This is a genomic window from Caballeronia sp. INML2, from assembly GCF_023631365.1.
Lineage (GTDB): Bacteria > Pseudomonadota > Gammaproteobacteria > Burkholderiales > Burkholderiaceae > Caballeronia > Caballeronia turbans.
In genome coordinates this window covers 1-25,830 of sequence record NZ_JALQDH010000085.1, presented here as the reverse complement: position 1 = coordinate 25,830, position 25,830 = coordinate 1, and the positions used below count along the sequence as shown (strand labels likewise).

Annotated in this window: 23 protein-coding genes and 1 pseudogene; 9 read left to right on the top strand and 15 right to left on the bottom strand. The window is 60.6% G+C overall.

Annotated features, from left to right (window positions below):
- The first annotated feature begins 1 nt into the window (after position 1).
- From NCT32_RS29300 to NCT32_RS29290, 3 genes are read left to right on the top strand one after another with little or no spacing between them, the layout of a single operon-like run.
- Positions 2 to 1,357, top strand: coding sequence for an MFS transporter (locus NCT32_RS29300; protein ID WP_250490841.1), 1,356 nt, complete (start codon positions 2 to 4; stop codon positions 1,355 to 1,357).
- 21 nt (positions 1,358 to 1,378) lie between these two features.
- Complete coding sequence (locus NCT32_RS29295) at positions 1,379 to 3,085, top strand: FAD-dependent oxidoreductase (protein ID WP_250490840.1); 1,707 nt, start codon at positions 1,379 to 1,381, stop codon at positions 3,083 to 3,085.
- Positions 3,086 to 3,100: 15 nt separating this feature from the next.
- Positions 3,101 to 3,280, top strand: a complete 180-nt coding sequence (locus NCT32_RS29290; protein WP_061121374.1) for a hypothetical protein — start codon at positions 3,101 to 3,103, stop codon at positions 3,278 to 3,280.
- A gap of 60 nt (positions 3,281 to 3,340) precedes the next feature.
- Here the strand turns inward: NCT32_RS29290 and NCT32_RS29285 are convergent, their stop codons facing one another.
- Complete coding sequence (locus tag NCT32_RS29285; protein WP_086961576.1) at positions 3,341 to 3,502, bottom strand: DUF1328 family protein; 162 nt, start codon at positions 3,500 to 3,502, stop codon at positions 3,341 to 3,343.
- A 513-nt stretch (positions 3,503 to 4,015) separates the two neighbouring features.
- Between NCT32_RS29285 and NCT32_RS29280 the strand changes: the two genes are divergently transcribed.
- On the top strand, positions 4,016 to 5,935 hold the full coding sequence (locus NCT32_RS29280) for an AAA family ATPase (RefSeq protein WP_250490839.1): 1,920 nt from the start codon (positions 4,016 to 4,018) through the stop codon (positions 5,933 to 5,935).
- Between the two features lie 31 nt (positions 5,936 to 5,966).
- The gene (locus tag NCT32_RS37350) at positions 5,967 to 6,092 is read left to right on the top strand and encodes a hypothetical protein (RefSeq protein WP_284502455.1); all 126 of its coding nucleotides are present in this window, start codon (positions 5,967 to 5,969) and stop codon (positions 6,090 to 6,092) included.
- 21 nt (positions 6,093 to 6,113) lie between these two features.
- Here NCT32_RS37350 and NCT32_RS29275 read toward each other — a convergent pair whose 3' ends face one another.
- Positions 6,114 to 7,106: a GlxA family transcriptional regulator gene (locus NCT32_RS29275; protein WP_061121355.1), complete on the bottom strand. Its 993-nt coding sequence runs from the start codon at positions 7,104 to 7,106 to the stop codon at positions 6,114 to 6,116.
- A gap of 546 nt (positions 7,107 to 7,652) precedes the next feature.
- On the opposite strand from NCT32_RS29275, the gene NCT32_RS29270 reads away from it, so the two are divergent.
- Positions 7,653 to 8,420 carry a class I SAM-dependent methyltransferase gene (locus NCT32_RS29270; protein WP_250490838.1) on the top strand — a complete coding sequence of 256 codons (768 nt, stop codon included), beginning with the start codon at positions 7,653 to 7,655 and terminating at the stop codon, positions 8,418 to 8,420.
- Positions 8,421 to 8,453: 33 nt separating this feature from the next.
- Here the strand turns inward: NCT32_RS29270 and NCT32_RS29265 are convergent, their stop codons facing one another.
- From NCT32_RS29265 to NCT32_RS29225, 9 genes are all read right to left on the bottom strand, one after another.
- Positions 8,454 to 9,830, bottom strand: coding sequence for an undecaprenyl-phosphate glucose phosphotransferase (locus tag NCT32_RS29265; RefSeq protein ID WP_250490837.1), 1,377 nt, complete (start codon positions 9,828 to 9,830; stop codon positions 8,454 to 8,456).
- 58 nt (positions 9,831 to 9,888) lie between these two features.
- Positions 9,889 to 11,403 (bottom strand): mannose-1-phosphate guanylyltransferase/mannose-6-phosphate isomerase, encoded by a 1,515-nt coding sequence (locus NCT32_RS29260; RefSeq protein ID WP_250478095.1) that lies wholly within the window; start codon positions 11,401 to 11,403, stop codon positions 9,889 to 9,891.
- Positions 11,404 to 11,708: 305 nt separating this feature from the next.
- Positions 11,709 to 12,827, bottom strand: a complete 1,119-nt coding sequence (gmd, locus tag NCT32_RS29255) for a GDP-mannose 4,6-dehydratase (protein WP_250490836.1) — start codon at positions 12,825 to 12,827, stop codon at positions 11,709 to 11,711.
- 679 nt (positions 12,828 to 13,506) lie between these two features.
- Entirely contained in the window at positions 13,507 to 14,700 is a 1,194-nt protein-coding gene (locus tag NCT32_RS29250) for a GlxA family transcriptional regulator (protein WP_250490835.1), read from the bottom strand.
- A gap of 598 nt (positions 14,701 to 15,298) precedes the next feature.
- The gene (locus NCT32_RS29245; RefSeq protein WP_096031965.1) at positions 15,299 to 16,639 is read right to left on the bottom strand and encodes an MFS transporter; all 1,341 of its coding nucleotides are present in this window, start codon (positions 16,637 to 16,639) and stop codon (positions 15,299 to 15,301) included.
- Positions 16,640 to 16,718: 79 nt separating this feature from the next.
- Positions 16,719 to 17,930 carry a M24 family metallopeptidase gene (locus NCT32_RS29240; protein WP_250490834.1) on the bottom strand — a complete coding sequence of 404 codons (1,212 nt, stop codon included), beginning with the start codon at positions 17,928 to 17,930 and terminating at the stop codon, positions 16,719 to 16,721.
- Positions 17,931 to 18,070: 140 nt separating this feature from the next.
- Positions 18,071 to 19,087, bottom strand: coding sequence for a GlxA family transcriptional regulator (locus NCT32_RS29235; RefSeq protein WP_250490833.1), 1,017 nt, complete (start codon positions 19,085 to 19,087; stop codon positions 18,071 to 18,073).
- 22 nt (positions 19,088 to 19,109) lie between these two features.
- Positions 19,110 to 19,478: a DUF1398 domain-containing protein gene (locus tag NCT32_RS29230; protein WP_250490832.1), complete on the bottom strand. Its 369-nt coding sequence runs from the start codon at positions 19,476 to 19,478 to the stop codon at positions 19,110 to 19,112.
- A gap of 66 nt (positions 19,479 to 19,544) precedes the next feature.
- A complete protein-coding gene (locus NCT32_RS29225; RefSeq protein WP_250490831.1) occupies positions 19,545 to 19,889 on the bottom strand; it encodes a MarR family winged helix-turn-helix transcriptional regulator in 345 nt (114 codons plus the stop codon).
- A gap of 324 nt (positions 19,890 to 20,213) precedes the next feature.
- Between NCT32_RS29225 and NCT32_RS29220 the strand changes: the two genes are divergently transcribed.
- Positions 20,214 to 20,582 (top strand): DUF2784 domain-containing protein, encoded by a 369-nt coding sequence (locus NCT32_RS29220; protein ID WP_250490852.1) that lies wholly within the window; start codon positions 20,214 to 20,216, stop codon positions 20,580 to 20,582.
- 12 nt (positions 20,583 to 20,594) lie between these two features.
- On the opposite strand, the gene NCT32_RS29215 is transcribed toward NCT32_RS29220, so the two are convergent.
- The 4 genes and pseudogenes from NCT32_RS29215 to NCT32_RS29200 all read right to left on the bottom strand — a co-directional run bounded on the left by NCT32_RS29215 (position 20,595) and on the right by NCT32_RS29200 (position 23,161).
- Positions 20,595 to 21,035: a cupin domain-containing protein gene (locus NCT32_RS29215; protein WP_061121368.1), complete on the bottom strand. Its 441-nt coding sequence runs from the start codon at positions 21,033 to 21,035 to the stop codon at positions 20,595 to 20,597.
- A gap of 240 nt (positions 21,036 to 21,275) precedes the next feature.
- Positions 21,276 to 21,506 (bottom strand): annotated as a pseudogene (locus tag NCT32_RS37685) (winged helix-turn-helix domain-containing protein); the annotation flags it as partial.
- A 204-nt stretch (positions 21,507 to 21,710) separates the two neighbouring features.
- Positions 21,711 to 22,013 carry a protealysin inhibitor emfourin gene (locus NCT32_RS29205; RefSeq protein ID WP_061121370.1) on the bottom strand — a complete coding sequence of 101 codons (303 nt, stop codon included), beginning with the start codon at positions 22,011 to 22,013 and terminating at the stop codon, positions 21,711 to 21,713.
- Between the two features lie 74 nt (positions 22,014 to 22,087).
- Complete coding sequence (locus tag NCT32_RS29200; protein ID WP_250490830.1) at positions 22,088 to 23,161, bottom strand: M4 family metallopeptidase; 1,074 nt, start codon at positions 23,159 to 23,161, stop codon at positions 22,088 to 22,090.
- Between the two features lie 148 nt (positions 23,162 to 23,309).
- On the opposite strand from NCT32_RS29200, the gene NCT32_RS29195 reads away from it, so the two are divergent.
- Positions 23,310 to 23,678, top strand: a complete 369-nt coding sequence (locus NCT32_RS29195; RefSeq protein ID WP_250490829.1) for a hypothetical protein — start codon at positions 23,310 to 23,312, stop codon at positions 23,676 to 23,678.
- Complete coding sequence (locus NCT32_RS29190) at positions 23,675 to 25,501, top strand: serine aminopeptidase domain-containing protein (protein ID WP_250490828.1); 1,827 nt, start codon at positions 23,675 to 23,677, stop codon at positions 25,499 to 25,501. Before NCT32_RS29195 ends, NCT32_RS29190 begins: the two co-directional genes overlap by 4 nt.
- Positions 25,502 to 25,830: the final 329 nt, after the last annotated feature.

Here is a 25,830-nt window from a genome sequence, read left to right as displayed (position 1 = left end):
CATGGAAACCACGAGCGCAAGCGGCGCATTGAACGCGACGCAACGCACATCGAACCCGCACACGCAGGAGCCGCCCGTCATCGCGAAAGTTTCGCGGCATCTGCTGTGGTTCCTTTTCGTGCTGTTCTTCTTTTCGTTTCTGGACCGCATCAACATCGGCTTCGCCGGCCTGACGATGATGAAGGACCTCGGCCTCACCAGCACGCAATTCGGCCTTGCGACGACGCTCTTTTATGTCGCGTACATCGCGTGCGGCATTCCGAGCAACATCGTGCTCGCGCGTATCGGCGCGCGCCGCTGGATCGGCACGATCATGGTCGCGTGTGGCCTCGCGTCGACGGCCACGATGTTCGCGACGAGCCCCGCGTCGCTCTATGTATTGCGCGTGCTGGTCGGCGTGACGGAGGCGGGTTTCCTGCCCGGCATCCTGCTCTATCTCACGTACTGGTTTCCCGGCGCATACCGTGCGCGCGCCAATGCGCTTTTCATGATCGCGATGCCCGTGACCGCGGCCGTCGGCTCGGCGCTTTCAGGCTTCATTCTCGGGCTCGACGGCACGCTCGGCCTGAAGGGCTGGCAGTGGCTCTTTCTGCTGGAAGGCTTGCCGTCGGCAGTGCTCGGCCTCGTCGTCTATCGCTATCTCGACGACAACCCCGGCAACGCGCGCTGGCTCGATACCGACGAAAAGCGCGCGCTTGCCGACACGCTCGCATCTGACCATTCCGGCGACGCGAGCGCACCGGCGCGGCATGCACGCGGCACGAGCATCGTGGCGGAACTGCTTTCGCCGACCGTGGTGAAATTCGCGATCGCGTACTTCTGCCTCGTGAACACGCTCGCGATGGTCGCCGTATGGACGCCGCTCATCGTCAAGAGCTTCAGCGCCGATGCGAGCAATCGCACGATCGGCCTCCTCGCGGCGATTCCGCAGGTCTGCACGATCGTCGCGATGATCGTCTGGGGCCGCCGCTCGGATCGCAAGCAGGAGCGCAAATGGCACCTGATGCTGCCGATGCTCTTCTCCGCCGCGGGCTGGCTCTGCACCGCATGCTCGACGAACCCCGCGCTGCGCATGCTTGGCGTATGCCTCGCGTCGGCGGGCTCATACACGGCGATGTCGATCTTCTGGACCACGCCCGATCACGCACTGAGCTTCAGGGCGCGTGCTATCGGCATCGCGGTCATCAATGCGACGGGCAACATCAGCTCGGCGCTCAATCCGCTGATTGTCGGCTGGCTGAAGGACGCGACGCACAGCTTCACGTCGGGGTTGATCTATTCGGCGGTTTTGCTCGCAATCGGCGCGGTCATCGTCATGATGTTGCCGATCAGGCAAAACGCAGCGCAAGCCGTTTGAGGAACACGCAAGGAGCACTCGATGAACAAGCCATTCAAGCCGTATCCGTTCACGGCGAAAAAGTATGCGGCGCGCGTTCCGGCGCTGGAACAAGGCGTCGAAGTGAAGCGTCATGACGTGACGATCGTCGGCGGCGGTCCGGTCGGACTCGCGGTCGCGCTTGGGCTCGCGAATCATGGCGTGCGCTCGGTGCTGATCGAAGCAGACGATTCGGTCTGTCACGGCAGCCGCGCGATCTGCATCTCGCGGCGCAGCCTGGAAATCATCGAACGCCTGGGCGCGCTCGGCGGCTTTCTGAAAACGGGCCTGCCGTGGACGGGCGGCCGAAGCTTCTATCGCGACACGGAAGTGCTGCATTTCACGATGCCGCAGGACGAAAACCAGAAGCTGCCGCCAATGGTCAATCTCGCGCAGTATCACATCGAACAGTTTCTGCTCGATGCCGCCGAGAAGCGCGCCGACCTCATCGATATTCGCTGGCAAACGCGCGTGAAATCGATCGACGCGCGCGACGATGGCGCGACGCTGCAACTCACGACACCCGAAGGCGATTACGCGCTCGAAACCGGCTGGGTCGTCGCGAGCGACGGCGGCCGCAGCACGATACGCGAAGCGCTCGGTCTTCAGCTCGAAGGAACGAGCTACGAAGGGCGTTATGTGATCGTCGATATCGAACTGGAGAGCGAGCGGCCGACAGAGCGGCTCGCGTACTTCGATCCATCGTCGAATCCGGGCTCGACCGTGCTCGTGCACAAACAGCCCGACAACGTATGGCGCATCGACTATCAATTACGCGACGGCGAGGATGCCGACGAAGCCGTGAAGCCCGATAACGTCATGCCGCGCGTGCAAAGCCTGCTCGACATGATGGGCGAAACGGGCGCCTGGTCGCCGATCTGGATCACGATCTACAAGGCCAATGCGTTGACGCTCGAACGCTATCGCCACCGGCGCGTGATGTTCGCGGGCGATGCCGCGCATCTCGTGCCGATCTTCGGCGTGCGTGGCGCGAACTCCGGTATCGACGATGCCGACAACATCGCGTGGAAACTCGCGTTCGTCGTGAAGGGACTTGCCTCCGATACGCTGCTCGACAGCTATTCCGACGAACGCGTCGCCGCCACGCACGAGAATCTGAGCTACGGCACGAAGAGCACTGAGTTCATGGCACCGCCTTCGTTCGCCTTCGATCTCATGCGCACGGCCGTATTGAGTCTCGCGGCGCAACATCCCGAAGTGCGTTCGCTGATCAATCCGCGCCAGACGTCCGCGATCACGTACGCGGCCTCGCCCTTGAACGTCGTCGATCGCGATGCATTCGCATCGGGTCCTGTTCCCGGCGCGGTGCTGGCCGAGTATCCGGTGACGATCGTCGAGGCCGGGCACGGACGCGAAGCGCATCTGACCGATCTCGCCGGCCCCAGCTTCACCGCGCTGTGCTTTACCGACGATGGCATGCTGCCCGCCGCGTTCGCGACGTTGGCGCACGCGTTGCGCTCGCGCGGATTGCCGTTCAAGGCGGTGCCGTTGAGCGCGCATTTGGATCCGCGCACGCAGGGCGTGCATGCATGGGATCACACGGGACGCATCTTCGAGCGATACGACGCCCGGCCCGGCACGGTGTATGTGCTCAGGCCCGATGGCCATGTGCTCGGCCGCTGGCGCGATGCGCAACCCGGCGATATCGACGCGGCGATTGCACGCGCGCTGTGCGCATCAACCGATTGAACGATGGAGAACATCATGAACGATGCACAACTCGACGCTGTCTACACGCGTCTGTGCAAGACGATGACGCAACTCGGCGAAGCGAAGACGTCGCTGTTTCTCGCGCGCTTTGCATTGCTTGCAATCGGCGAGATGGACGATGCGAACGTGTCGCTCAGGTTGATCGATGAAGCGAGCGACGGTATCGCGAGTTGATTCGGGAAGAGAAGGCGTCGTGCCGGCCAGCCGCAACACGACGCCTTCGTCAGGAGGCCGTCAACGTCGCATGAGCCCCATCACCAGCGTCACGAGGAATATGACAAGGAATATGAAGAAAAGGATCTTCGCGATGCTCGCTGCGCCCGCCGCGATGCCGCCGAACCCGAGGGCGGCGGCGATGATCGCCACGATGAAAAAGACCAATGCGTAATACAACATGATGTTATGTCCCTCCGGTTCAGTATCCGCCGCGCGCCCCATGGTCGCGGACAGTGGACCACTCCAAGCAAGCAGTATTCCTTACCGGATGGAGCAGAGTTTTTTCCCGTGATATCCTTGGCTCCGTCCTGCATACGCCATCAAACCTGCATCACGCCGCGAGCGCGGATCATCCGCTTTTTACACGGTCGTCAAGAACACTCGTCACCTGCCGTTAATTAAAAAAAGGGACTAGAAGTTGAAACGACGTGTTTCGACGCTCGCTCGCGCTGTTCCGCGTTATCGAATGGTCATGCGATTTGGGCACCATTCCAGCGGAGCACTTCCCGATAAAAGGGCCATGCTCGCATGGTTGACGATCTGCGGATCAAGGTCGATCGCCTCGCCATCTTGTGCACAAGACATACGCGGCGGGCATCCCACCACCGAGAAATGAAGAGACACGTCCCGAGGCCATTTCCTCTGACGATAGATTGAAGGGTGCCGCTCATTCGGCCCCATTGGGAAAGATTGATGAAACCGGCAAGGAATTCGCTGCGGTCACGCGTTGGCCGATATATCGCGTATGGTTTGATCGCGGCCGCGCTCGTAGCGGGCGTGAGCTTTCTGCATTGGCGCCACGAGTCACGGACCGCGCAGTCGCAGTCCGCGGCACTCGCGGGCCTCGCGAGCCAGATGCGCCATGACGCGTCGGCCTGGACGCATCGGGAAAAGGATGCATCGGAAATGCTGACCGATATCCGCGACAGGAACGTCGCCACGATCGGCGTCAGTCCGGATGCGATCCTCGTCTCCACGCTCAAGGGCGAGAAATACTACGTGGCCGACCATAACGGCGCGTTCTCCAATGCACTCCTGCTCGGAGACATGAAGCCGGGCGCGAGTTCGCCCTATCAGCTCGTCTGGCTGCCCGACGCCGACGTGCGAACGGGCGTGGCGCGCTGGAGCGAGATGTTTGATCGCTCGCGCGACATCCTGAGCCTCATGTTGCCGCTGCTGATGCTCGGCGGCCTCCTATGGTTCATGCGCCGCGAGATGCGCGGCGGCGCGCAGTTGCTCGGCGACTCGCCGACGCTGCGTTTCGACGACGTCATCGGGGCGGGCGAAGCGAAGGCCGCGCTCACCGATGTCCGCGCGTGGCTGACCGAGCCTGAACAATTTACCGGCATGGGCGTGCGTGCGCCGTGCGGCATTCTGATGACGGGCGGCCCCGGCGTCGGCAAGACGCGGCTTGCGCAGGCGCTCGCGGGCGAATGCGGCGCGAACTTCATCGCGATCACGGGCAGTTACTTCAGCGCGAAGTATTACGGCGTGGGCATTCAAAAGGTGAAGCATCTGTTCGAACTCGCGCGCAAGAACGCGCCGACCGTGATCTTCATCGATGAAGCCGACGGCCTCGGCAAGCGCACCGATACCGGCGGCGGCCCGGTCGAAGCGGAGAGCAACCGCATCATCAATCAACTGCTCGCGGAGATGGACGGTTTCGCATCGAACGAAGGCGTGATCATCGTCGCTGCAACGAATCATCCGGACAATCTCGACGAAGCGCTGCGGCGCCCCGGCCGTTTCGATCGCACGGTGCAGGTGCGGCTGCCGAGCCTCGACGATCGCGCCGAGATCCTGCGTTTCTATGCGGCCAATTTGAAGAAGAAGAACGACGACATCGACTTCGAACAACTCGCGCGTCTGACGACGGGCCTGTCGCCGGCCACGCTGTCGATGATCGTCAATCAGGCCGGACTCGTCGCGCGCAAGGCCGGCGAACGCGAAGTGGCCGCGAAGCATTTCCTCGAAGCGATCAAGATCGCGCGCATCGGCGATGTCAACGGCGCGGAGCGCGCGCTGTCCGACGACGAACGCACGCGCATCGCGGTGCATGAAGCGGGTCACGGACTCGTTGCGGCGCTGCTCGGCACGGGCATGCTCGAAGAAGTGACGATCCTGCCGCGCGGCGGCGCTTTGGGCGTCGCTCTCATCACGAAGATGCAGGACAAGCATCTGTATCGTGAGACCGAACTGCGCAACGAGATTCAGGTGCTGCTCGGCGGACGCAATGCTGAACTGCTAATGTTCGACGAAGCGTCGAGCGGCGCGGCATCGGATCTTCAGGAAGCGTCGCGCATCAGTCTCGACATGGTGTCGAAATTCGGCTTCAACGAGGATGGCAACCTGTTCAGCCTCGCAGCACTTCCGCAGCAGTATGCGGGCTTGCAACTGAAGAATTCCATCGGACACGCGAACGCCTTGCTGCACGACCTGAGCGATGAATGCTTCGCGCTGCTGCGGGCGAACGAGTCGGTGTTGCGCGCGATCGCCGATCAACTGCTCGAGTCGGAGACCGTGCCGGGCGAGACGGTTTATCGGCTGATCCGCGAGCACGCTGCCGCTGTCGAGCATGTGCAAGCGGCGGTCGACGAAGTGCTGGCCGCCTGAGCGGTTCGCACCGCAAACCAAGAGCGTGGACATGTCCGCCTATCGCGCGAAAGATCCCGAGGGGCACATCTGGACCTTCGGCGTCACCGTGCAGCGCATGAAGCCCGAGCAATGGGACGAGGCGAGCGGCCTGAAAACGCGCATGCGCCTCGACTGATCCGCATCGTCGTACCGAAGGTCAGACCGCGTCGCCGCTTTTTCTTCGATACCGGTACTCGGTCGGGGACATCGAAAACTGCTTCCTGAATACCTTGGAGAATCGCTCGCCATTCGTGAGCCCCGTCCTGCGCGCGATCTTGTCGATGGGCAGATCGCTCTTGGCCAGCAGCTCGCAACTGAGATTGAGGCGGGCGCGCAAGAGATACTGCGATGGCGTCAGACCCATCTCGCGCTTGAACAAACGCAGAAAGTTGCGCTCGCTCATCGCCACGGTCCGCGCGGCGTCGCCCACTGAAATCGGACGGCCGCAATTGCGTTCGAGCCAGCGCGCGGATTCCTGTGCCTTCTCCGCCAGCGTCGTCGTGGCGATGGTGCTCAGCATGATTGGCAGGTGCTGGTCATGCGACGACGCGAGCCGGTCCGCCACCGCTGTCGCAATGTCGTAGCCGAGATCGCGCTTGACGAGCGTGAGCGCGTTGATCAGCGCATCGCCGCGTTCGGTCGTTGCCAGGCCTTTCGACGGGCCGCTGTTCCATATCCCGCGCTCCACCGAAGCCCATGCGCTGCGCGAAATGTCCGCCGCTGCGAGCAGCACATCACCGTTGCTGAGCGCGCTGACTACGACGCTTTGCGAGCATGCAATGCGCAGTAGCTCGATGAGCGTTTCGTCCGCGGCGGCGCGCGTCACGCCCGGACCGCCCGCGATAAACAGCGCGTCGAAACTCTGGAATCTCTGGCCGCCCAGCCGCTCGGTCCACACGCAAACCGACGACGAACACGCGATCGCGCCGCCGCGTGCCGAAACGAGCCGGACGCTGTAATCGATGTGATTGCCCGAACCGGGAGACTGAAGCTCGGTCGCGATATGAAATGCCTCGGCGAGCGTTCCCGCACCGAGCAGCGAAAAACCGTCATACAACAGAATGCCCATGCGCTTCGTTACTTTCTCATCAGACAAGCAATACACCTTGCTGATATCTGCATCGCCGAAGGTTATGGCTTGAGAAGACATGTCGATCTCCCTGATTTCGGTTGCAGATTCGATTCGTTCGCTGCGGTGCGAAGGCCACCCTTATTCCGTATACTTTCGTGATCGTAGTGGCCAATTCGCTCCGTTCTTTTCGCCGTGGCGGGCGAAAGCATGGTTTTGGCCGAGAAATGCCGCATCCGACAATTCGACTTCGGCCGCCGGCGATTTCACTATCCGATGGAAGCTGGCGAAGCGCCGAATCGCGAAGTTGACTTCGGACTCCGTATCTGTCTGTCTCCGGAGAATGCAGGTATCGAAAGCGTCGTCCTGACTGAGAAGCGGTTTAATCGATTGCGGGGCGTCGATGATGAGCAGAGTCCGCATTTTTATGCGGCCAACGCCTGGTCGAAACCCGCCTCGGCGACCGGCGCAAGGACCCGGCCAACACCTTGCCGAAATCCGTCACTCATGCGGCCGTGCACCGCATGGTGACTACCCTCTGTCAAGACCGGCCAGCTGACGAGGCTGACGAGTCGATAGCGCAAGCCGAGGCGGGTTGGCACCACGACGATTCATGGAGTCGCTCACATGAGTTTCAGCAAGCGATACTCGCAATACTACGATCTTTTCTATCACGAGAAAAACTACAAGGAAGAGGCGGCGTTCGTCACTGGCCTGCTCAGCCGCTATGGAATCGTTGGCGGCAATCTGATGGATCTCGGTTGCGGGACCGGTCGTCACGCGGTGGAACTGGCGGCTACGGGCTTCTTCGTTTCAGGTGTCGACATGAACGCGGATATGCTTGCCCGGGCCGATGCCCGACGCATCGCGCTGCCCGGCGCCGTCGCGAAGCGACTGAAGTTCCAGCAAGGCGACGCACGCACCGTCCGCACCGAAGAGATCTATAACGCCGTCGTCTCTTTGTTTCGTGTCGCAAGCTATCAGACGAGCAACGCGGACTTCATGGCGATGTGCCACACCGCCGCGACGCACCTGCCGCGCTCCGGCCTGTTCCTGTTCGACTGCTGGTACGGACCCGCTGTGCTTGCCGATCCGCCCAAGGTCCGCGTCAAGCGCGCGACCAGCGACGACACCGCCGTGATCCGCATCGCCGAGCCCTTGATGCGTCCGCATGACAACACCTTCGCGGTCAATTACACCATCATGATGACGGACTGGAAAACGCAGTGCGTCGAGACCGTGCTCGAAACGCACGTCATGCGCTACATGTTCAAGCCCGAAGTGGAACTGATGCTGGATCTGAGCGGCTTCGAAGTGCTGGACAGCGTGAGGTGGATGGGCGGCGAGCTGACCGCCGCCGATCGGTCCGCGACGTTCGTCGCCCGAAAAAGATGACGTGAAGCGTCGCGCGACGATCCGCCAGGCCTGTCAGTAAGCGTTCACGCCGCGCAGTCCCTTGAAGACCGTTGCAGCGATGATCCGCATATCCAGCCCGAACGACCAGTTCCCCAGATAGTACAAATCGTGCGCGACACGCGCCTCCATCTTTTCGATACGGTCGGTTTCGCCGCGCAGGCCGTTGACCTGCGCCCAGCCGGTGATTCCCGGCTTGATCCGGTAACGATGGATATAGCCGGACACCACCTTCTGATACAGATCGTCATGCTCGATCGCGTGGGGACGCGGCCCCACGACGGACATATCTCCGCGCAGAACATTGAAGAACTGCGGCAGTTCGTCGAGGCTCGTGCGCCGCAAAAAAGCACCGACCGGCGTCACGCGCGGATCGTTGCGCGTGGCCTGACTGAGCACGCCGGCCTGCTCGCTATGCAGGCGCATCGACCGAAACTTGTAGATCGTGAAGACGCGCCCGTCCGCGCCCTTGCGTCGCTGTCTGAAGAACACGGGACCGCGTGAGCTGAGCTTCACCGCAATGGCGATGCCGACGAGCAGCGGCGCCACCGCGCAGAGCGCGGCAAGCGCGAACAGCCGGTCGAATATTTCCTTCTGCAGCACCGCCCTCTGCGAGAGCGGCGAGGCAAGGAGATTGATCGCAGGAACGCCCAGTAACTCGGACACGCCGCTCTCGAAGAGCGCGAGGCTGCGCACGTCGGGGATAAAGCGCACGTTGACGAGATCATCGCGGAACTCGTTCACGAAGCGCAGGATCACGCGCTCCTGCGATAGCGGTAACGCAAGCCATACTTCATGTGCGTTGTGTTCGCGGACGTGCGCGACGAACGTATCGAAATCGTCGAAGACAGGTGCGCGGGATGTGATCGACACCTCGGGAGAGGCATTGAACACCGCGATCGTGCGAAAGCCGGAATGGCTCGCCTCCTCGATCTTCTTCGTGACCGATTCGCAATGCTTGCCGCAGCCGACGACCGCCACGTGGTGATAGTTCATGCCCGCCTGACGCATATGGGCGAGCACCGCATGCGTGACGAAGCGGCCCGCGATCATCAACCCGCCCGACATCGCGGTCCAGTAAGCGAACCAGAGGCGCGACACCTGATCAAGCCGGTGCAGCGAGAACATCAGTACGAGCGCGCAGGCCTGCACGACGAGCCAGACGAGCGACACTCGGCTCGCCAGCACGAGCTTGCTGCGCCCGCGCCACGATTCGTACACGCCGAAGCTCGGGAACAAGGTAAGCGAAAACGCAGCGGAAAACGCGGCGAACGGCATGTAATAGTCGGGACCGCCGATGTGATCGAACCTGATCCGCGACGCGATCGCTGCGCCGAGAACCACCATGCCGACATCGAACAGCCGGGCTAGCAATCCCTGTATATCGCGCATGAGAAACCCCAAGCCTGAGATGCGATGCCTTGTTCTTGACGCACCGGGTGGCGCGCGCTCAGATGCGGCCGTAGCAATCGTCCAGCCGCACGATATCGTCCTCGCCGAGATAGGAGCCCGATTGCACCTCGATGATTTCGAGTTGCACCTTGCCCGGATTCTCCAGTCGATGCCGCACGCCGAGCGGAATGAACGTCGACTCGTTTTCTGAAAGCAGGAATTGGTCCTCGCCACGCGTGACGAGCGCCGTGCCGCTCACCACGACCCAATGCTCCGCGCGATGATGATGCATCTGCAACGACAGTCGCGCGCCGGGCGCCACCACGATGCGTTTCACCTGGAAGCGTTCGCCATGCTCGATCGAATCGTAAAAGCCCCAAGGACGCCGCACCTTCCGATGCGCCTCGGCTTCGGGCGCGTGCTGCTCCCGTATGCGCGCCACGAGCCGCTTGATGTCCTGCGCATGGGATCGGTCGGCGACGAGCACGGCGTCGTCGGTATCGACGACCACGACGTTCGTCGTGCCGACGCACGCCACCAGCCGTCCGCCTTCGGAGCGCGCATAGCTGGACGTCGCGCCCTCGAATACGACGCGTCCGCTCGCAACGTTGCCGAGCCCGTCTTTCTCCATCGCTTCCCACACGGCATCCCAGGATCCGAGGTCCGACCAGCCCGCCGCAAGCGGCACGACCACGCCCTTGCATGGCGAGTCGGCCCCGCCGATATGTTCCATCACCGCGTAGTCGATCGAATCCGACGGCACGCGGCCGAACTGATGCGGACACGGGCGAATGAAGTGACCGTCCGTTTTGCCATCCTTGAGCGCCGCGATGCAGCCCGCATGCATCTCGCCGTTGAGACGCGCGAGCGCATCGAGCCAGACGCTTGCACGCACGACGAAGATGCCGCTGTTCCACCAGTAGGTTTGCGCGGCGATGTACTGCGCGGCCAGCTCGGCGGCTGGCTTTTCGACGAATCGATCGATCAGATGAGCGCCATCCCCGAGCGGCTCGCCGATGCGAATGTAGCCGAAGCCCGTATCGGGGCGCGTGGGCGGAACGCCGAGCGTCACGATCATTCCACGTTCGGCATGATTCGCCGCCGCGGAGATCGCACTGTGCAACGCGGTGAGGTCCGCGATGGAATGATCGGACGGCATGGCGACCATGATCGCGTCTTCGCGCGCATCGGCGATGGCGAGCGCCGCGAGCGTCAGCGCCGGCGCCGTGTCGCGTCGCGCCGGCTCGACGATGATGCGCGCGCCGACGCCGCATAGCCGCACCTGTTCTTCAGTCGTGAAACGATGCTCCTCGCCGCAAACGATGACCGGCTGCGCATCGACGTCGAACTTGCCCTTGAAGCCTTCCATCCGTGTGACCGTCGCCTGTAACAACGAATCGCGTCCGACGACGCCGATCAGTTGCTTCGGAAACTGTTCGCGTGACATCGGCCAGAGGCGCGTGCCCGATCCGCCTGCAAGAATGACCGGCACGATGCGGCGGCAGAGCGGCCGATCCGCTGCTTGCCCGGATGTCGCCGTCGTTGCGTCTGCAGAACTCGTTGCGATTTGCATGGCTGAACTCCGTGGTTTGCCACATTCGTCCGTCGAAAGGAACGCTGCACCCGAAGTCATGCCGGCTGGACGGAGGTGTGAAGTTGGACCATTACCGCTGGCATCGTTTGACGAAAACGCTGCACCGACTGCCCCGGGCACTCGCGAAACCGGATCATCATGTCAAGCACCGCGGCGACCCTCTGCTCCTGCTGCGCCAGGGCGAGCGCCAGTCTGCAAGGTAGATGGAATCCGCGCCGACTCATGCGCTCGGCGACCGGTGACGTTCTCCGTCGAAGCGCCCCCCGATCAGCGAACGCTCGGCCTCATTCGTGATGCTCCAGCGCCCGATATCCCGCAAGCGTGATCAGCGCATCCCGCTTTGCTATCTGGTAGTCGGACAGCACCATCTCCTTGACGAGCGCGGCGAACGTCACCGTGGGGGCCCATCCCAGCTTCGCGTGCGCATTCGATGGATCGCCCAGCAAGGTTTCGACTTCGGTCGGCCTGAAATAGCGAGGATCGACCCGAACGATGACCGTACCCGGGGCGACCCGGCATTCCTTGGCGGACACGCTTTCCACGATACCGACCTCATCGACGCCGCTACCCTCGAAGCGAATCTTCATGCCGAGCTCGGCCGCCGCGTGGTGAACGAACTCACGAACGCTGTATTGCACGCCCGATGCAATAACGAAGTCTTCGGGCTCCCGTTGCTGAAGCATGAGCCATTGCATCTGGACATAATCGCGTGCGTGTCCCCAGTCGCGCATCGCCGCCAGATTGCCGAGATACAGACAGTCCTGTGACCCGATCGCAATGCGCGCGATGGCTCGCGTGATCTTGCGTGTGACGAAGGTCTCTCCGCGAACCGGCGATTCGTGGTTGAACAAAATCCCGTTGCACGCGTATATCCCATAGGCCTCGCGATAGTTCACCGTGATCCAGTATGCATACATCTTCGCCACGGCATAAGGACTGCGGGGATAGAACGGCGTGGACTCGCGCTGCGGCACTTCCCGAACGAGGCCGAACAATTCGGACGTGGATGCCTGATAGAAGCGGGCCGTCTTCTCGAGGCCCAATACGCGCATTGCTTCGAGAATTCGCAGAGCGCCGAGGCCGTCTGCGTTGGCCGTGTACTCGGGTTCTTCGAAGGACACCGCCACGTGGCTTTGCGCGGCCAGATTGTAGATTTCGTCGGGCTGCACGCGCTGGATGATGCGCAGAATGCTGGTCGAGTCCGTCAGGTCGCCGTGATGCAAGTGAAAACGCCGCTTTGCGACATGATCATCCTCATAGAGATGATCGATCCGGTCGGTATTGAAAAGGGAGGAACGGCGCTTCACGCCATGCACCTCGTATCCTTTGTCGAGCAGGAATTGAGCGAGATAGGAACCATCCTGACCGGTGATCCCGGTGATCAGCGCGACCTTGTTCGACATCGTTCTTTCTCCTCGTGTGCGTGTGCGACTTTCGAAGTGCAATCAGACGGTGTCTACGGGCCTCGCCACATCCCCCGCCGAGCCGGCGCCACGATCATGCACGGCGCTGCATCCGGACTTGTCGGCGGAACATCCGCCCTGCATGCCCGGCAGGCGCGCTTATATGAGGGACGACGCGTCATGAAAGCGGGCACTCGGACGCGTTTCCTGGGTTCCTGAAGCAGAACAAGCTGAAGGGTTCGGAATTCGCCGACGAGAAACCAGATGAGCCTCGCTGCGTCCGTCGCTGTTGTGCACTGTACCTATGCCTTGCTCGCGCATGGCGATGCGACGGAAATCGCCAAGATGTTGTCGGCAGCGAAAGCACTGTCGGTAAGAACGAAACTGCGCCCGAAGCACCGGCGTGCTTCGGCAAGGCTTTGTCGGCCTACATACGGGGATAGGGAACATCGTCCATGCCGTCGGCGTCATGACCGAGCCGGGTAACGCGGAAGCACTGCCGGAGGCGATCGTAGGTCCGCTTTACCCCGCGCTAGAGAATCGTGGCTATGTTGCCGTCTTCACGGTTCTCTTTTTTGTGCATCGATCTCCTGAGTTGAAGGCATCCGTGGCGGCAACGCGGCCAATTCATCCGCAAGCGCTCCGACAGATTTTTTGATCGTCGGGTGGCCGGCGTCGCTCAGGATTTCTCGCGGCTTCGCGCGCGAAACTCGGTCGGGGACATCGAGAATTCCTTGCGGAAAAGTTTTGACAGCCTCTCTCCGTTGCTAAGCCCCGTCCGCCGCGCAATCTTGTCGACCGGGAGATCGCTACTCTCGAGCAGTTTGCATGTGAGTTCGAGCCGCGCGCGAAGCAGGTACTTCGAAGGCGTGACACCGATCTCGCGTTTGAACAAGCGCAGGAAGTTACGCTCGCTCATCGACGACATCTGCGCCGCGTGCACCACGGATATCGGCTTTGCGCAGTTTTGGACAAGCCAGCGCGCCGCTGCGCGCGCTTTCTCCGCGAGCGTCGCGTCGTACATCTCTTCGAACCTGTCGGCGAGCGAAAGGTCCGCACCGGAGCCGAGGCGGTCCGCCACACGAACGGCCAATTCCGCGCCGAGGTCTTTTTTGAGCAGCGCGAGCGAAGTCATCAAGGCCTGATCGCGCTCATGATCGTCCACGATCGCCGTTTGCGACTTGTGATGTATCTCCGGCTTCATCGAGGGCCAGTCACGTCGCGCCACGCCCGCCGCCGACAAGAGCATCTGTCCGTTACCGATCGCGGTTATCGTGACGCTCTTCGCGCTCACGCGTCGCAAGAGGTCGATGAGACCGTCATCGGCTGAAGCGCGCGCGATCCCGGTCCCACCGGCGACGAAAAGATTGTCGAGGCTTTCGAACTGCCGGCCCGCCAGTTGTTCTGTCCAGACCGACATTGAAGAGGAACACGAGACGGTTCCACCACGGGCCGATACGAGGTTCACGCGATAGGTCAGGGAACGGTTTGCATCTTCCGATTGCAATTCATTTGCCGCATGCAACGCCTCCGCGACCATCCCGGCCGCGAGCAGGGAAAATCCGTCGTACAGGACGATACCGACATGTTTTACCACTGCTGAATTCCGCATCGAATAGGCGTGCCTACCCATGCAATCCACAGCTTCGAGAACGTCAGATGAAGTTGACATCACGTAGCCTCCGAGTCGTTGCGTTAATGTTCTTCGTATTGAACGAGCGAATCGACTGACGGGCGTCGTCGGACTGAGAAGTCGCTTCTGAATTTGCACGTTCAGGTTACAGGCAAGAAAAAATTGCGTCGAGGGCTGGATAAAAAATAGGCATCCATATGAAAAAACTTCCCGATCCGTTTTTAGTCTACGAATGATCACGCACGTTCGTATAGACATCCTGCATGACGTGTACGATTTAGGAGACCTTTCGCAGCCTGCGAAGATGCGTGGTCAAACAGCAAGTTTGGCTATATACCGGTCAAGATAATCGGCCATTCAAATTTGAATAGCCCTGCTTCTGCTGGAAAACGTGGACGCGGCGCCCAATGGCGCCGAATAACATTCCCGCAATCGTTTGCGCGCGGCCGCATTGGCAACGCTACGACCGCTGCGAGGTTCGCCTTATCGACTGGTGAAGTCTTTTGTCTGAATACACCGGACGAAAATCAAAGACCGATGAGTGCGGATCGACCCATGGAACAAATGAATGGCGATCCGGCAATCGATGTCCAATGGAGGACAGGAAATGCCGGATCGTGAAAAGAAGCGACGGGTTAAAGATCCCGGGCTTGGGGAAAGTCCCTACGGGCTTGAGTAAAAGCACATGCTGAAACGGTCGAAAGATGCGAAAAGACAGCTTTAATTCGCCTTACAGGCAATATCATTTGGTGTGCTACGCATACAATCTTCCTGGCTGCCGCGCATTGTATCCTCTTATCAAATCGCAACGGGTTAGCGGTCCATCCGCGAACAATAGTTAATCCGGCAACGGCGCGTGTGAAGTTTCGCGACTTGCAAGCATTGCAATGAGTGCCACGCCCGCGGCTCCAACGAGATACCACGCGGGCGCCAGCTTGTTGCCCGTCGCGCTGATGAGCCACGTCGCGACGAGCGGTGCGGTACCGCCGAAGAGCGCATTCGCGGCATTGAAGCAGAACGCAAAGCCGCTATAACGGACGCGCGTCGGAAATATCTCCGACAAGAAGCACGGCAATGTGCCATCGTTCATCGTGAGCAGCGCGCCGAACGCGACCTGGATCGCGACGATCATCGCGAAGCTCGCGCCCGCCAGTCCCTTGAAAAGCGGTACCGTCAACACCGCGAACAAGATCGATGCACCAATCAGCATCGACTTGCGTCCTACGCGGTCGGATATCGCACCCATTACGAAGATCAGGCCGATGTATGCCGTGAGCGAAATGGTCGCCGCAATGAACGAGGCGCTCTCGCTCATCCCCATTTCAGTAGAGAGATACGTCGGCATGTAGCTCAGCACCAGATAGAACGCCACCGCATTCAGGCACGTTACGCCGAATGCAATCAGCATTCTCCCGCGATGCTTCGACAGCAATTCAGCTATCGGCGCCTGCGCGGCTTGATGATTTTTCTCCATTGCCTTGAAACGCGGCGTGTCTTCGAGCTTCACGCGGATATATCGACCGATAAGACCAAACGGCGCGGCCAGAAGAAAAGGCAGACGCCAACCGAAGGACTGCAACTGCTCGCTCGTGAGCGCGGCATGCATCAGAACAACGAGGACCGAGCCCAACAGCAAGCCCGCCGCCGTGCTGGCGGGCACGATGCTCGTATAGATGCCGCGCCGTTTGTCCGGTGCGTATTCGGCGAGGAACGCAGCCGCGCCCGCATACTCACCCGATGCAGAAAAGCCCTGCACGACGCGCACGAGAAGCAGCAGAACCGGCGCTAGCATGCCGACCTGCGCATAAGTCGGAAGCAATGCAATGAGAAAGGTCGAACACGACATGATAAGAATCGACAGAGACAGCGATGTCCGCCTTCCTATCCTGTCGCCAACATGGCCCCACACGATGCCGCCGATCGGCCTCACGATGAACGAGATCGCGAACACGCCGTAAGTGGCGAGCAAACCCGTCGCGCCGTCGGTCTTCGGGAAGAACACGACGGCGATGATGGTCGCCAGATAGCCATAAGACGCATAATCGAACCACTCGACGAAATTGCCGATGAAGCTCGCACAAGCCGCACGCTTCAATATCTGCGGATCGACTTGCGTGCTCTCCTTGTGCGATACCTCTGGCATCGCGACCTGCGCGGCGACTGCTCTTTCCGTATTCATCGACTGTCTCCCGACATGATGATGCGATTGCTTCATGCGAGCCGGCGGCGACGCCGCCGCCGGATCGTGCCTTGGCCGTTCAGGCCGGGATGATGTTGTGCTCCGGTCCGTAAGGGAAGCCTGTGATGTTCGTAGCGCCCTTCTCCCCGACGACGAGGATGTCGTGTTCGCGATAACCCCCGGCACCGGGCAGGCCTTGCGGAAGCATGATCATCGGCTCCATCGAGACGACCATGTTCGGTTCGAGCACCGTGTCGATGTCCTCGCGAAGTTCGAGGCCCGCTTCGCGACCGTAATAGTGCGAGAGCACGCCGAACGAATGGCCATAACCGAATGTGCGGTATTGCAATACGCCGTATTCGGCATAGATCTTGTTGAGCTCGCTCGCGATATCGCAGCATCGAGCACCCGGCTTGATGAGCTTCAGCCCCGCCTCATGAACTTCGACGTTGATCTTCCACAACCGCATATGGGCGTCGGAGCAATGATCGAAGAACATGGTGCGTTCAAGCGCCGTGTAGTATCCCGCGATCATCGAAAAGCAATTGAGGCTGAGGATGTCGCCCTTTTCCACCTTGCGCGTGGTGACGGGATTGTGCGCGCCATCTGTATTGATGCCGGACTGGAACCAGGTCCAGGTATCCATGAGTTCTGAATTGGGAAAGCGGCGGGCGATCTCGCGCACCATTGCCTGCGTGGATGCGAGCGCCACTTCATGCTCGGGCACGCCTTCGTGAACGGCCTTTGCGAGCGCAGCGCCGCCGACGTCGCACACGTTCGCACCATGCTTGATCACATCGATTTCTTCCGCCGATTTGATCATGCGCATGCGCATCGTCTGCACGCCGATATCGACGAGTTCCACCGACGGCAGCGCAGCCTTCAGCTTCGATAACATCTCGACCGAGAGCTGATCGAATTCGACGCCCACACGTCCCTTGTTTTCGATTTCACCTTGTACGGCGCGGAAAAAGTTATCGCGCTGCCAGTCGGTATAGACGACGTTATAGTCCCCCACGGTGCGCCGCCACGGCTGTCCGCCGTCGATGTTCGCGGAAATTGACACGACTTTCTTCGGCGTGACGACGAGACCGTACTTCCGGCCGAACGAACAATATAGAAAGTCGGCGTAATAGTTGATGTTGTGATACGACGTGAACAGGACGACATCGACGTTCTCGCGCGCCATCAATTCGCGCAGCCTGCCGTGGCGATTCGCGTATTCGCCATCGGAGAACGTGTGCGTGGCTTTGTCGCCGTTCTCGATGCGGATAAGGTTCTCCATTTTCATGCACTCAGCTCCTCGGTGAAAGTCCGTTGGTGTGAGTGAATGGTAGGAGCCTGGCGGCTTTGGATATTTCCCGATTCGACGTCAAAATTCGGCTTTTCGACATCGAGGGTTAACCACGAACGACGCCTGTGAGCGCTGCTTCAAAGGGCCTTTTGATAGCGCCGGCGATCGGCTATCGGCGAGATGTTGAACTGCGCCTTATAGCGCGTCGAGAAATGGGACAGGGACGTGAAGCCGGTGCGCTCGCATACGTCTTCGAGCGTGCGCGCGGTTCTATACAGCAATTGACGCGCGCGCAGCAGGCGTATTTCGAGGTAAGCCTGCGCCGGTGTCCTGTCGAGGCGCTCCTGAAACCATCGCTCCAGTTGACGTTGGGATACCTTCACGAATGCCGCGATCTCCGCGATGCTGAGCGTTTCCTCGATATTGCTTTCCATGACCTGCAGTGCTTCATCGAGCTTGGCGTGTGCGTCGCCGGTGTATTGCCTGAGCGACGTCACCTGGCGCTCTTCGTGACCGCGCCGCTCCGCGACGAGCAATTCGAGCACACGCGCCGAGAGTGCGGGGCTGCCCGGCGGAAGCGACAGCAAATGCACCATCAGATCGAGCGGGGCAACGCCGCCGCTGCACGTGTACCGGTCACGATCCACTTCATAGAGCCGATTGGATACGGTGAGCTTCGGAAACTGCTCCAGCAGCGTGTCCTGATCCTCCCAGTGAATCGTGCAGCGATAGCCATTGAGCAGGCCGGCGCGCGCAAGAAAATAGCTGCCCGTATCGAGACCGCCGAGCGCGCTGCCGCGACGCGCCTGCAAGCGGAGCCAGTCCATGATCGCGCCAATACCCTTGCGGGGAATCGGATTCGGCCCGACGACGAACACGGCGTCGAACTCGGCCGCCTCCGGCATCGCGACATCGGGAATCACGCGGATGCCGTCGCTCGAACGCACGGCGTTACCGTTCGTGCCAATGAGCGTGTACTCATAGACCACGCGCTCGACGAGCATATTGGCAATGCGGAGCGGATCGACCGCCGTGCCGAGAGCGATCAGCGAAAAGTTTTCCAGAAGCAAGAAGCCGATTCGCATCACACGCAGATCGTGCATGCCGAGATGGGCACGCCGCGTCTTGTCGGGCAGATTGGCGGCGGACGGCATGAGAGGTCGCTTGGCTCCCGTATCACACCATCACTTCGGGATAGTGCTCGATGTATTCCTCACCCTGGCACCCGGAATAGACAACACATCTGCGAATCAGATCGACGTCGTAGCGAACCACGCCGGCATTCCACGCGCTCTGAAGGAACTCGGGGAACGTGCTTTGGCCCGCCTGATCCGTCCGCAACGCTTTGATCAGTGCGCCGCGATCGAATGCCGGCACGTCGAGTGCGCCCTGCGCTAACGGCGCACCTTGCTGAATCACAGCACCGCGCGTCGTCATATAAAGACTCTGGCACGAGGGCAGAAACCAGACGTTCTTGCTGACGCCAGCCTGCCGAAGCACTTCCGCGAGATATGGAAATCCGCCGGACTTCGGTGTGCCGTTCATTGTGCGTCGTTGGGCAGCGGCAAGATTTTCGATCGCCTCACTCATTCCTTCTCCATTCATCGAGGATCATTCGATAGGGATCTCGCGAATCTGATTAAGCTCGGCGAGCTTTTGCAGGAGATCGCGAAGTGTGTTGCGCTCCGATTCGTCGAGCACGGAAAAGAAATGGTCGTCATTACCGTCGGCAATGGCGGTCAGTTTAGGTAGCAAGCGACGCGCGTCGCGTGTAAGCGACAGGATTTGCACACGGCTGTCATCAGCACTTGCGACGCGCGAGACGAGCCCTTTTGATTCGAGCTTGTCGAGAATCTTCGAAACGGCGCCCCTCGTCATCCCGATCGAAGCGGCCATTGCCGAGTTCGTCGAGTTGGCACGGTTCGCGATATGGTTCAGCGCAACCCATTCGGCCACGGAGATCTGCCGATCCGACAAGGCGCGTGCAAATGCGTCCGATACCTCGTTCGATACGAGCCTCATCCAGTATCCGAGGTGGCGCTCAAGAGGATCATGCGTGGCAGACAGGTTAGTCACAGATCGAATCACATTTTATGTTTCCGTGGAAACAATGTTAGTTTCCACGGAAACATATGTCAAGCTACCACCTGTGCATTTTTCAGTACGCTGCAATGCGTACGCGATATTGCCAGCGCCGTAGACGCATACTATGGAATGTATGTCCGGGGATGAACTCCGCAAAACGCCGGCTTGAAACGAGAGAAGAATCAACACTTGCAAATGATCTGGCTCGCGAACGCGACTCTCGTACTGCACGCGCTGATCGTGATTTTTATCGTCGGCGGATTGATCGCGATCTGGAGCGGCGCCGCGTTCAGACGCAACTGGGCGCGCAACCGCGCGTTTCGCAGGGCGCACATCTTTGCCATCGCCATCGTCGCGGCACTCGCCGTCGCGGGCATTCCCTGCCCGCTCACCGTTCTGGAAGATCAGTTGCGCGCCGGGGCGCCCGGCGCGCAAGGCTTCGTGCAGCGTTGGGTCGGCGCCTGCCTGTACTGGGACTTGCCGGGCTGGGCGTTCACGCTCGCCTATGTCGCATTCCTCCTCGCTGTGGTCGTGACTTGGCGCCGCATTCCGCCTGACGCGTGAACGGATTGAGATTCAGAACGACGTGCGGGGAAGATAGCCGCTCGGCCTGCCCTGGAGCTTGCGGCTCACCTTGAGGGCGAGCAATACCGGTTTGGTGATATGCGGGCGCAGGATCGCATGTTTGCGCACATACCTCGGAACGTACCATTCGGAACGCGTGCCCGCGTAGAACAGGGCAGCGTGTCCCGCGCGCAGCGTGCGCGGTTCTTGCCCTTCGGCGGTGATGATAACTTCGCCTTCGATCACGTAAATCGTCTCGTCTTCTTCGAAGTACCAGTTGAAACGGCCGGCGGTGCAGTCCCAGACCCAGGAGGAAGTCGTGGTATCGAGACTTTGCGACCACCTGCCGCTGCGGGCAACGGGATTGCCTTCGAGGATCCACGCCGGGTCGATCGGATCGGGCTCCAGCAACACGTCATCCAGACGCACGGACTCGAAAACGGGACTTGTCATGAAGGCTCCTTTTTACGTTGCAGCTCATCGGTCATAAACAGAGCGAGGCTCCGTCGGAAGGCGTCGGTGCCTTGCGCTCATGGCGATCCGCATTGGTCTGATCGCATTAATAGACAAATTCGCAAGAACCCGGTTCGCGACATACATTACAGTTTGTAATGTATGTCCATCATACCTTGCCGCAGAACGGTGCAAACAGAAAAGACGTTCCTTGTATGACAAATCGCACTCGACTTCGTCACGAACGTTGCGGATCAATGCGCACCGAAGCGCTTGCGCATCGAACGAAAGAGCACGTCGAGCATTGCTTTGCACTTCGTTTCCCCAACCGTAGATCCGGTCTGCGAGTTGCGCGCGGGAAAGAATTGCGTCAGGTCGCTCGAAAAGAGCGTGCATCAACGCGAATTGCCGTGCGGACAACGGCGACGCGACACGCTCGCGCCAAAGCGTGCGGCGGTCGATATCGATCGCATCGGGATTCGCTCGGCTGGGCGTGCGTCACATCACCGACAGCAAGCGCGAACGCGGCAAGAAGAAGGGAATGCACGCAAGAATTCTGCGCATGCGCCGCCGCGCTGAGCCGCGCGAATGTCCGGAAACGGTTGTGCCTCCAATCCGATCGTAGAGACACTAAACCAGCACACTGTTAGCGACTCTCGTTTCAGGCAGCGCGCTTCAACGATGCCCATGCCGCTTCACGAAATCCATCAAGGCAGCAAACGCGGGAGGAATGGCTGGATCCGCGGCCTTGAGACGCAGCGCGTCGCCGCCATCGATGTTGATCCGGTAAGTGCGGCCGTCCGGCACCGGCTTCGCGGCGCGCGGACCCGGCGCGCTTGCCTCGTCGCGCGCCGCAGCGACGAGGCGCGCGAACTCGGCGCCGTCTTGCGCCGACAGGTCGCCTTCGTCGAGTATCACAGGCCGTGCAAGTCCTGGAAAGGCGGCGAATCCGCCATCGGTCGTCAGCTCCGCATGCATCGAAGGCTCCCGTGACGTTTGATGCAAGGCGCAGCCCATGCAAATCAAGGCCGCACCAAGAAAGAGTCCAGTCGTCACAATACACCGACCTCGGTCCATCCTTTCCTGACCGCCGACGACTCCGCGCTGCTCGCGCCATAGAGCTTGCTCGCGGTGGAGAGCGTCAACTTCGCGAACGTCTTGAAGGTCGCCGTCGGCTTGAGATGCGAGTCGGTCAGGGTCTCGTACCAGATCCGTCCCGCCTTCTCCCACGCATATCCGCCGATTTCCAGCGCGGTCACGCAAAAGGCCTTGTTCGGAATGCCCGAATTGATATGCACGCCGCCATTGTCCTGCGTCGTGCGAACGTAATGGCTCATGTGGTCCGGCTGCGGGTCTTTGCCGAGTCTCGGATCGTCGTAGGCGGTGCCGGGATTTTTCATCGACCGCAACGCGACGCCGTTCACGCCCTTGGCGAGCAGTCCTTCGCCGATGAGCCAGTCCGCCTTGTCGGCCGTCTCTTTGTTCGCATACTGCTTGATGAGCGAACCGAACACATCCGACACCGATTCGTTCAACGCGCCCGCCTGCGCCATATAGTTCAGACTCGCGGTGTGCTCCGTCACACCATGCGTCAACTCATGACCGATCACGTCGAGCGCGATGGTGAAGCGATTGAACAGTTCTCCATCGCCGTCGCCGAAGACCATTTGCTGTGAATTCCAGAATGCGTTGTCGTAATCGGTTCCGAAATGAACCGTTCCGGTGAGCGGCAATCCCGCATCGTCGATGGAGTTGCGGTGGAACACCTCGAGATAGAACTCGAAGGTCGCGCCGAGTCCGTCATACGCCTCGTCGACTGCATCGTCGTTCACGGGCTTCCCGCCTTCAGCCCGAACCACCGTGCCCGGCAGCGTCTCTGTGTGGTTGGCCGTGTAGATCGTCCTGTTCGCGGAAGGGGCCGCAGCCGTGGGCATCGGCGCGGCACGCCGTGGCGCGAGTGCTGCCTGCACGGAACGGAAATGCCGCATCGTGTGGTCCGTCGACAAGGTGTCGATGGCGATCTCACGCTGTTTCGCATCACCATGTTTTGCGATGTGCTCGAGCATATGCGGCGGGAGAATGCAGTAAATCGAACGCGGACGTTTCGGCTTCGGGTGATTGCACATGATGCTGTCCTTTTTCATAGCGATTGGGATGGCGACCGCAGCTACGACGAAGAATCTAGTCGATGAAACTGAATAGTCAATGCGGCGCTTTTACCGAAACGTGGCGAGACGCGAGGTCCTCGTGAACTGCTTCATGCACGTGTAACGAGTGGACGGCGTTTTTCGAGTCTACAAAATACATGGGCATGCTTACTATATTGATGATAAAGAGAAAGAAAGTCACCGTTTGCGCCTTGCGGATAAACATCTGCTCCTGACCGGCGATTTTGAAGCTCGCCTGCATGCGTCTCCCGGTCATCTGAAGGTTTACGCAAATCATCAGTTTGTTGGCCACCGCACCGAAAAGACGAATCGAAAAGATGTTAAATCTTCCAAAACGTGCAATGAGAAACTCAAGAAAATGCGCGACCTTATTAGAAAATTCGGCGGCCGAGGGACGCGTGACGCTGCCAGCGTCGCGTTTTACCGAAGCACGCGCGCCTGCATCGGTAATTTCGGAAGGGGAGGCGACGCATGACGCCGCTTGTCTTCGGGGGCCGTTTCGGGTGGCTTCATGCGGGTCAGGGAAGCCACGGCGTCGTGCTGTGCAATCCCTTCGGACATGAAGAGGCGTGGGGACACAAGGCCATGCGCTATCTCGCCGAGGAGCTTTCCCGGCGGGACATTCCGGTCCTGCGCTTCGACTATCTTGCAACGGGCGATTCGGTGGGCATCGATCACGAAAGCGATCGGCTCGACGACTTCGTCGCGGATATCGGCGCGGCGGTCGAACGCTTGAGGCATGAAACAGGCGTGACCAGGGTCACGTTGTGCGGCTTGCGTCTGGGCGGAACATTGGCGGCGCTCGCATCGCATCATCCGCTCGTGGATTCGCTCGCACTGCTCGCGCCCGTCGTGAAGGGACGCCACTATCTGCGCGAATTGACTGCCTTGCGCAGCACGTGGGTCGAGAATCTTCCCCTCGACGTGCGCGCCCGGCAGATGGATTCGCCCTATCACGTGCTCGGTCAGGTTTATAGCGAAGCGTTTCGAAACCGGTTGAGCGGCCTCGATCTCGGCAAGTCCATGAGCCGTCATCCCGCTCTACCCAAGCGCGTGTTCGTGGCCGATATGCGGCCCGGCGCGAGCCAGTCGCTCTGCACCGCATTGCGCGATCGTGGCGTCGACGTGCAAGCGGACAGCTTCGACGACTATTTCGAATTCATGCAGGAGACGGCCTCGTCGACGTTGCCGGAGAAAACGCTCAAGCGGACTGCGCAATGGATCGCGCAAGGCATGGCCGAAGACGAGCTCGGCGACCTCGCGCCGGCTCGCACGAGAAAGGCGTCCCGGCCGAGCATGAGCGACGATGCGATCATCGAAACGCCGGAGGCCGTCGAGCGCCCGGTGATCTTCGGCGCGGCCGGACTCTTCGGCATCTTGTGCGAGCCGCGCGACAGACTCGCGGGCGGGCCTGTCATCGTCATCACCAACACGGCGGGCAGCGTGCATCAGGGCGACAGCCGTCTGTCCGTGCGCTTCGCGCGGGAAATGGCGCAACGCGGTATCGCATCGTTGCGCTTCGACGCGCGCGGCATCGGCGATAGCCCCGCCCGCTCGCCCGACGGAACGCTGGACACGACGGCCTCGATTCATGCGGAAAGCACGATCGATGACGTCGCGACCGCGGGCGCATGGCTCAAGCGCAAGGGCTACGACAACGTCATCGCGTTCGGCATCTGCTCGGGCGCGTATAGCGCGTTGCGCGCATCGCTCGTCGAGCCGGCTATCGCGGCCGTAATCGCCGTGAACCTCCAGCGTTTCTACATACCCGAGCGGCTGACCCTGCAGGAACTCAGGAACCAGCGGCGCAACACGATGGCGCGTCTCGGGCCGGCCATCCTGAAGCCCGGTAAATGGTGGCTCGTGCTGAGCGGTCAACGCGGGTTCAAGCCGATCCTCAAGGCTTTCGCATCGAATGCGGCGGCGCGGCTGCAGTCGCAGTTGCTCGGCGTAACGCGCAGGAAACCGGTGCATGCAGGCGGCAACGAATCGCTCACGGACCCGCACAGTGTCGTTCACGCGCTCGAACGCAAGGGCGTGCGCACGTTGCTCGTGTACGGCGCGGGTGACGAAGGCCTCGATCAACTCAATGCCCACTTCGGCCGCCATGGGAAGAAGCTCTCGCGAACGGCGAGAGTGAAGGCCGCCGTTTGCGGGGATGTCGATCACGCGCTCTATGACACGCGCGCGCTGGCGAGCGTGATTGCGCTGTCCGAGACGTTCATTCAGGATCTGCAGCCACGAAGCGTGCCGGTGATGGAACCTGTCGCACCGCTCGGCGTTTCCCAGCAACTTTGAGTTGAGCTTCATCACCTCGTCTTCGGTACGGTCGCGACCTGCTTTCTCTTGCGCGGGTCCGTATCGAAGACGACATGCCTCAATCGCGACGATGTTCGTCCGACGCCAACATCCCTCCCCGATCTGTTTTTCGCCGACCGACACGTTGCCTCGATTTTCGCTTCGAAGAAACGATGCAAAGCCGCGTCATCTTCTTGTTTTCTCCATTGATATCAGCCGGTTAGATTAACCGAACAGATCTTCTAGCCTTGCCTGGCACAGCCCTCGCATATGTAGCTGCGAGCGCAACGATTGATGCTCATCCAACCAAACCCAGTCCAGGAGCTACA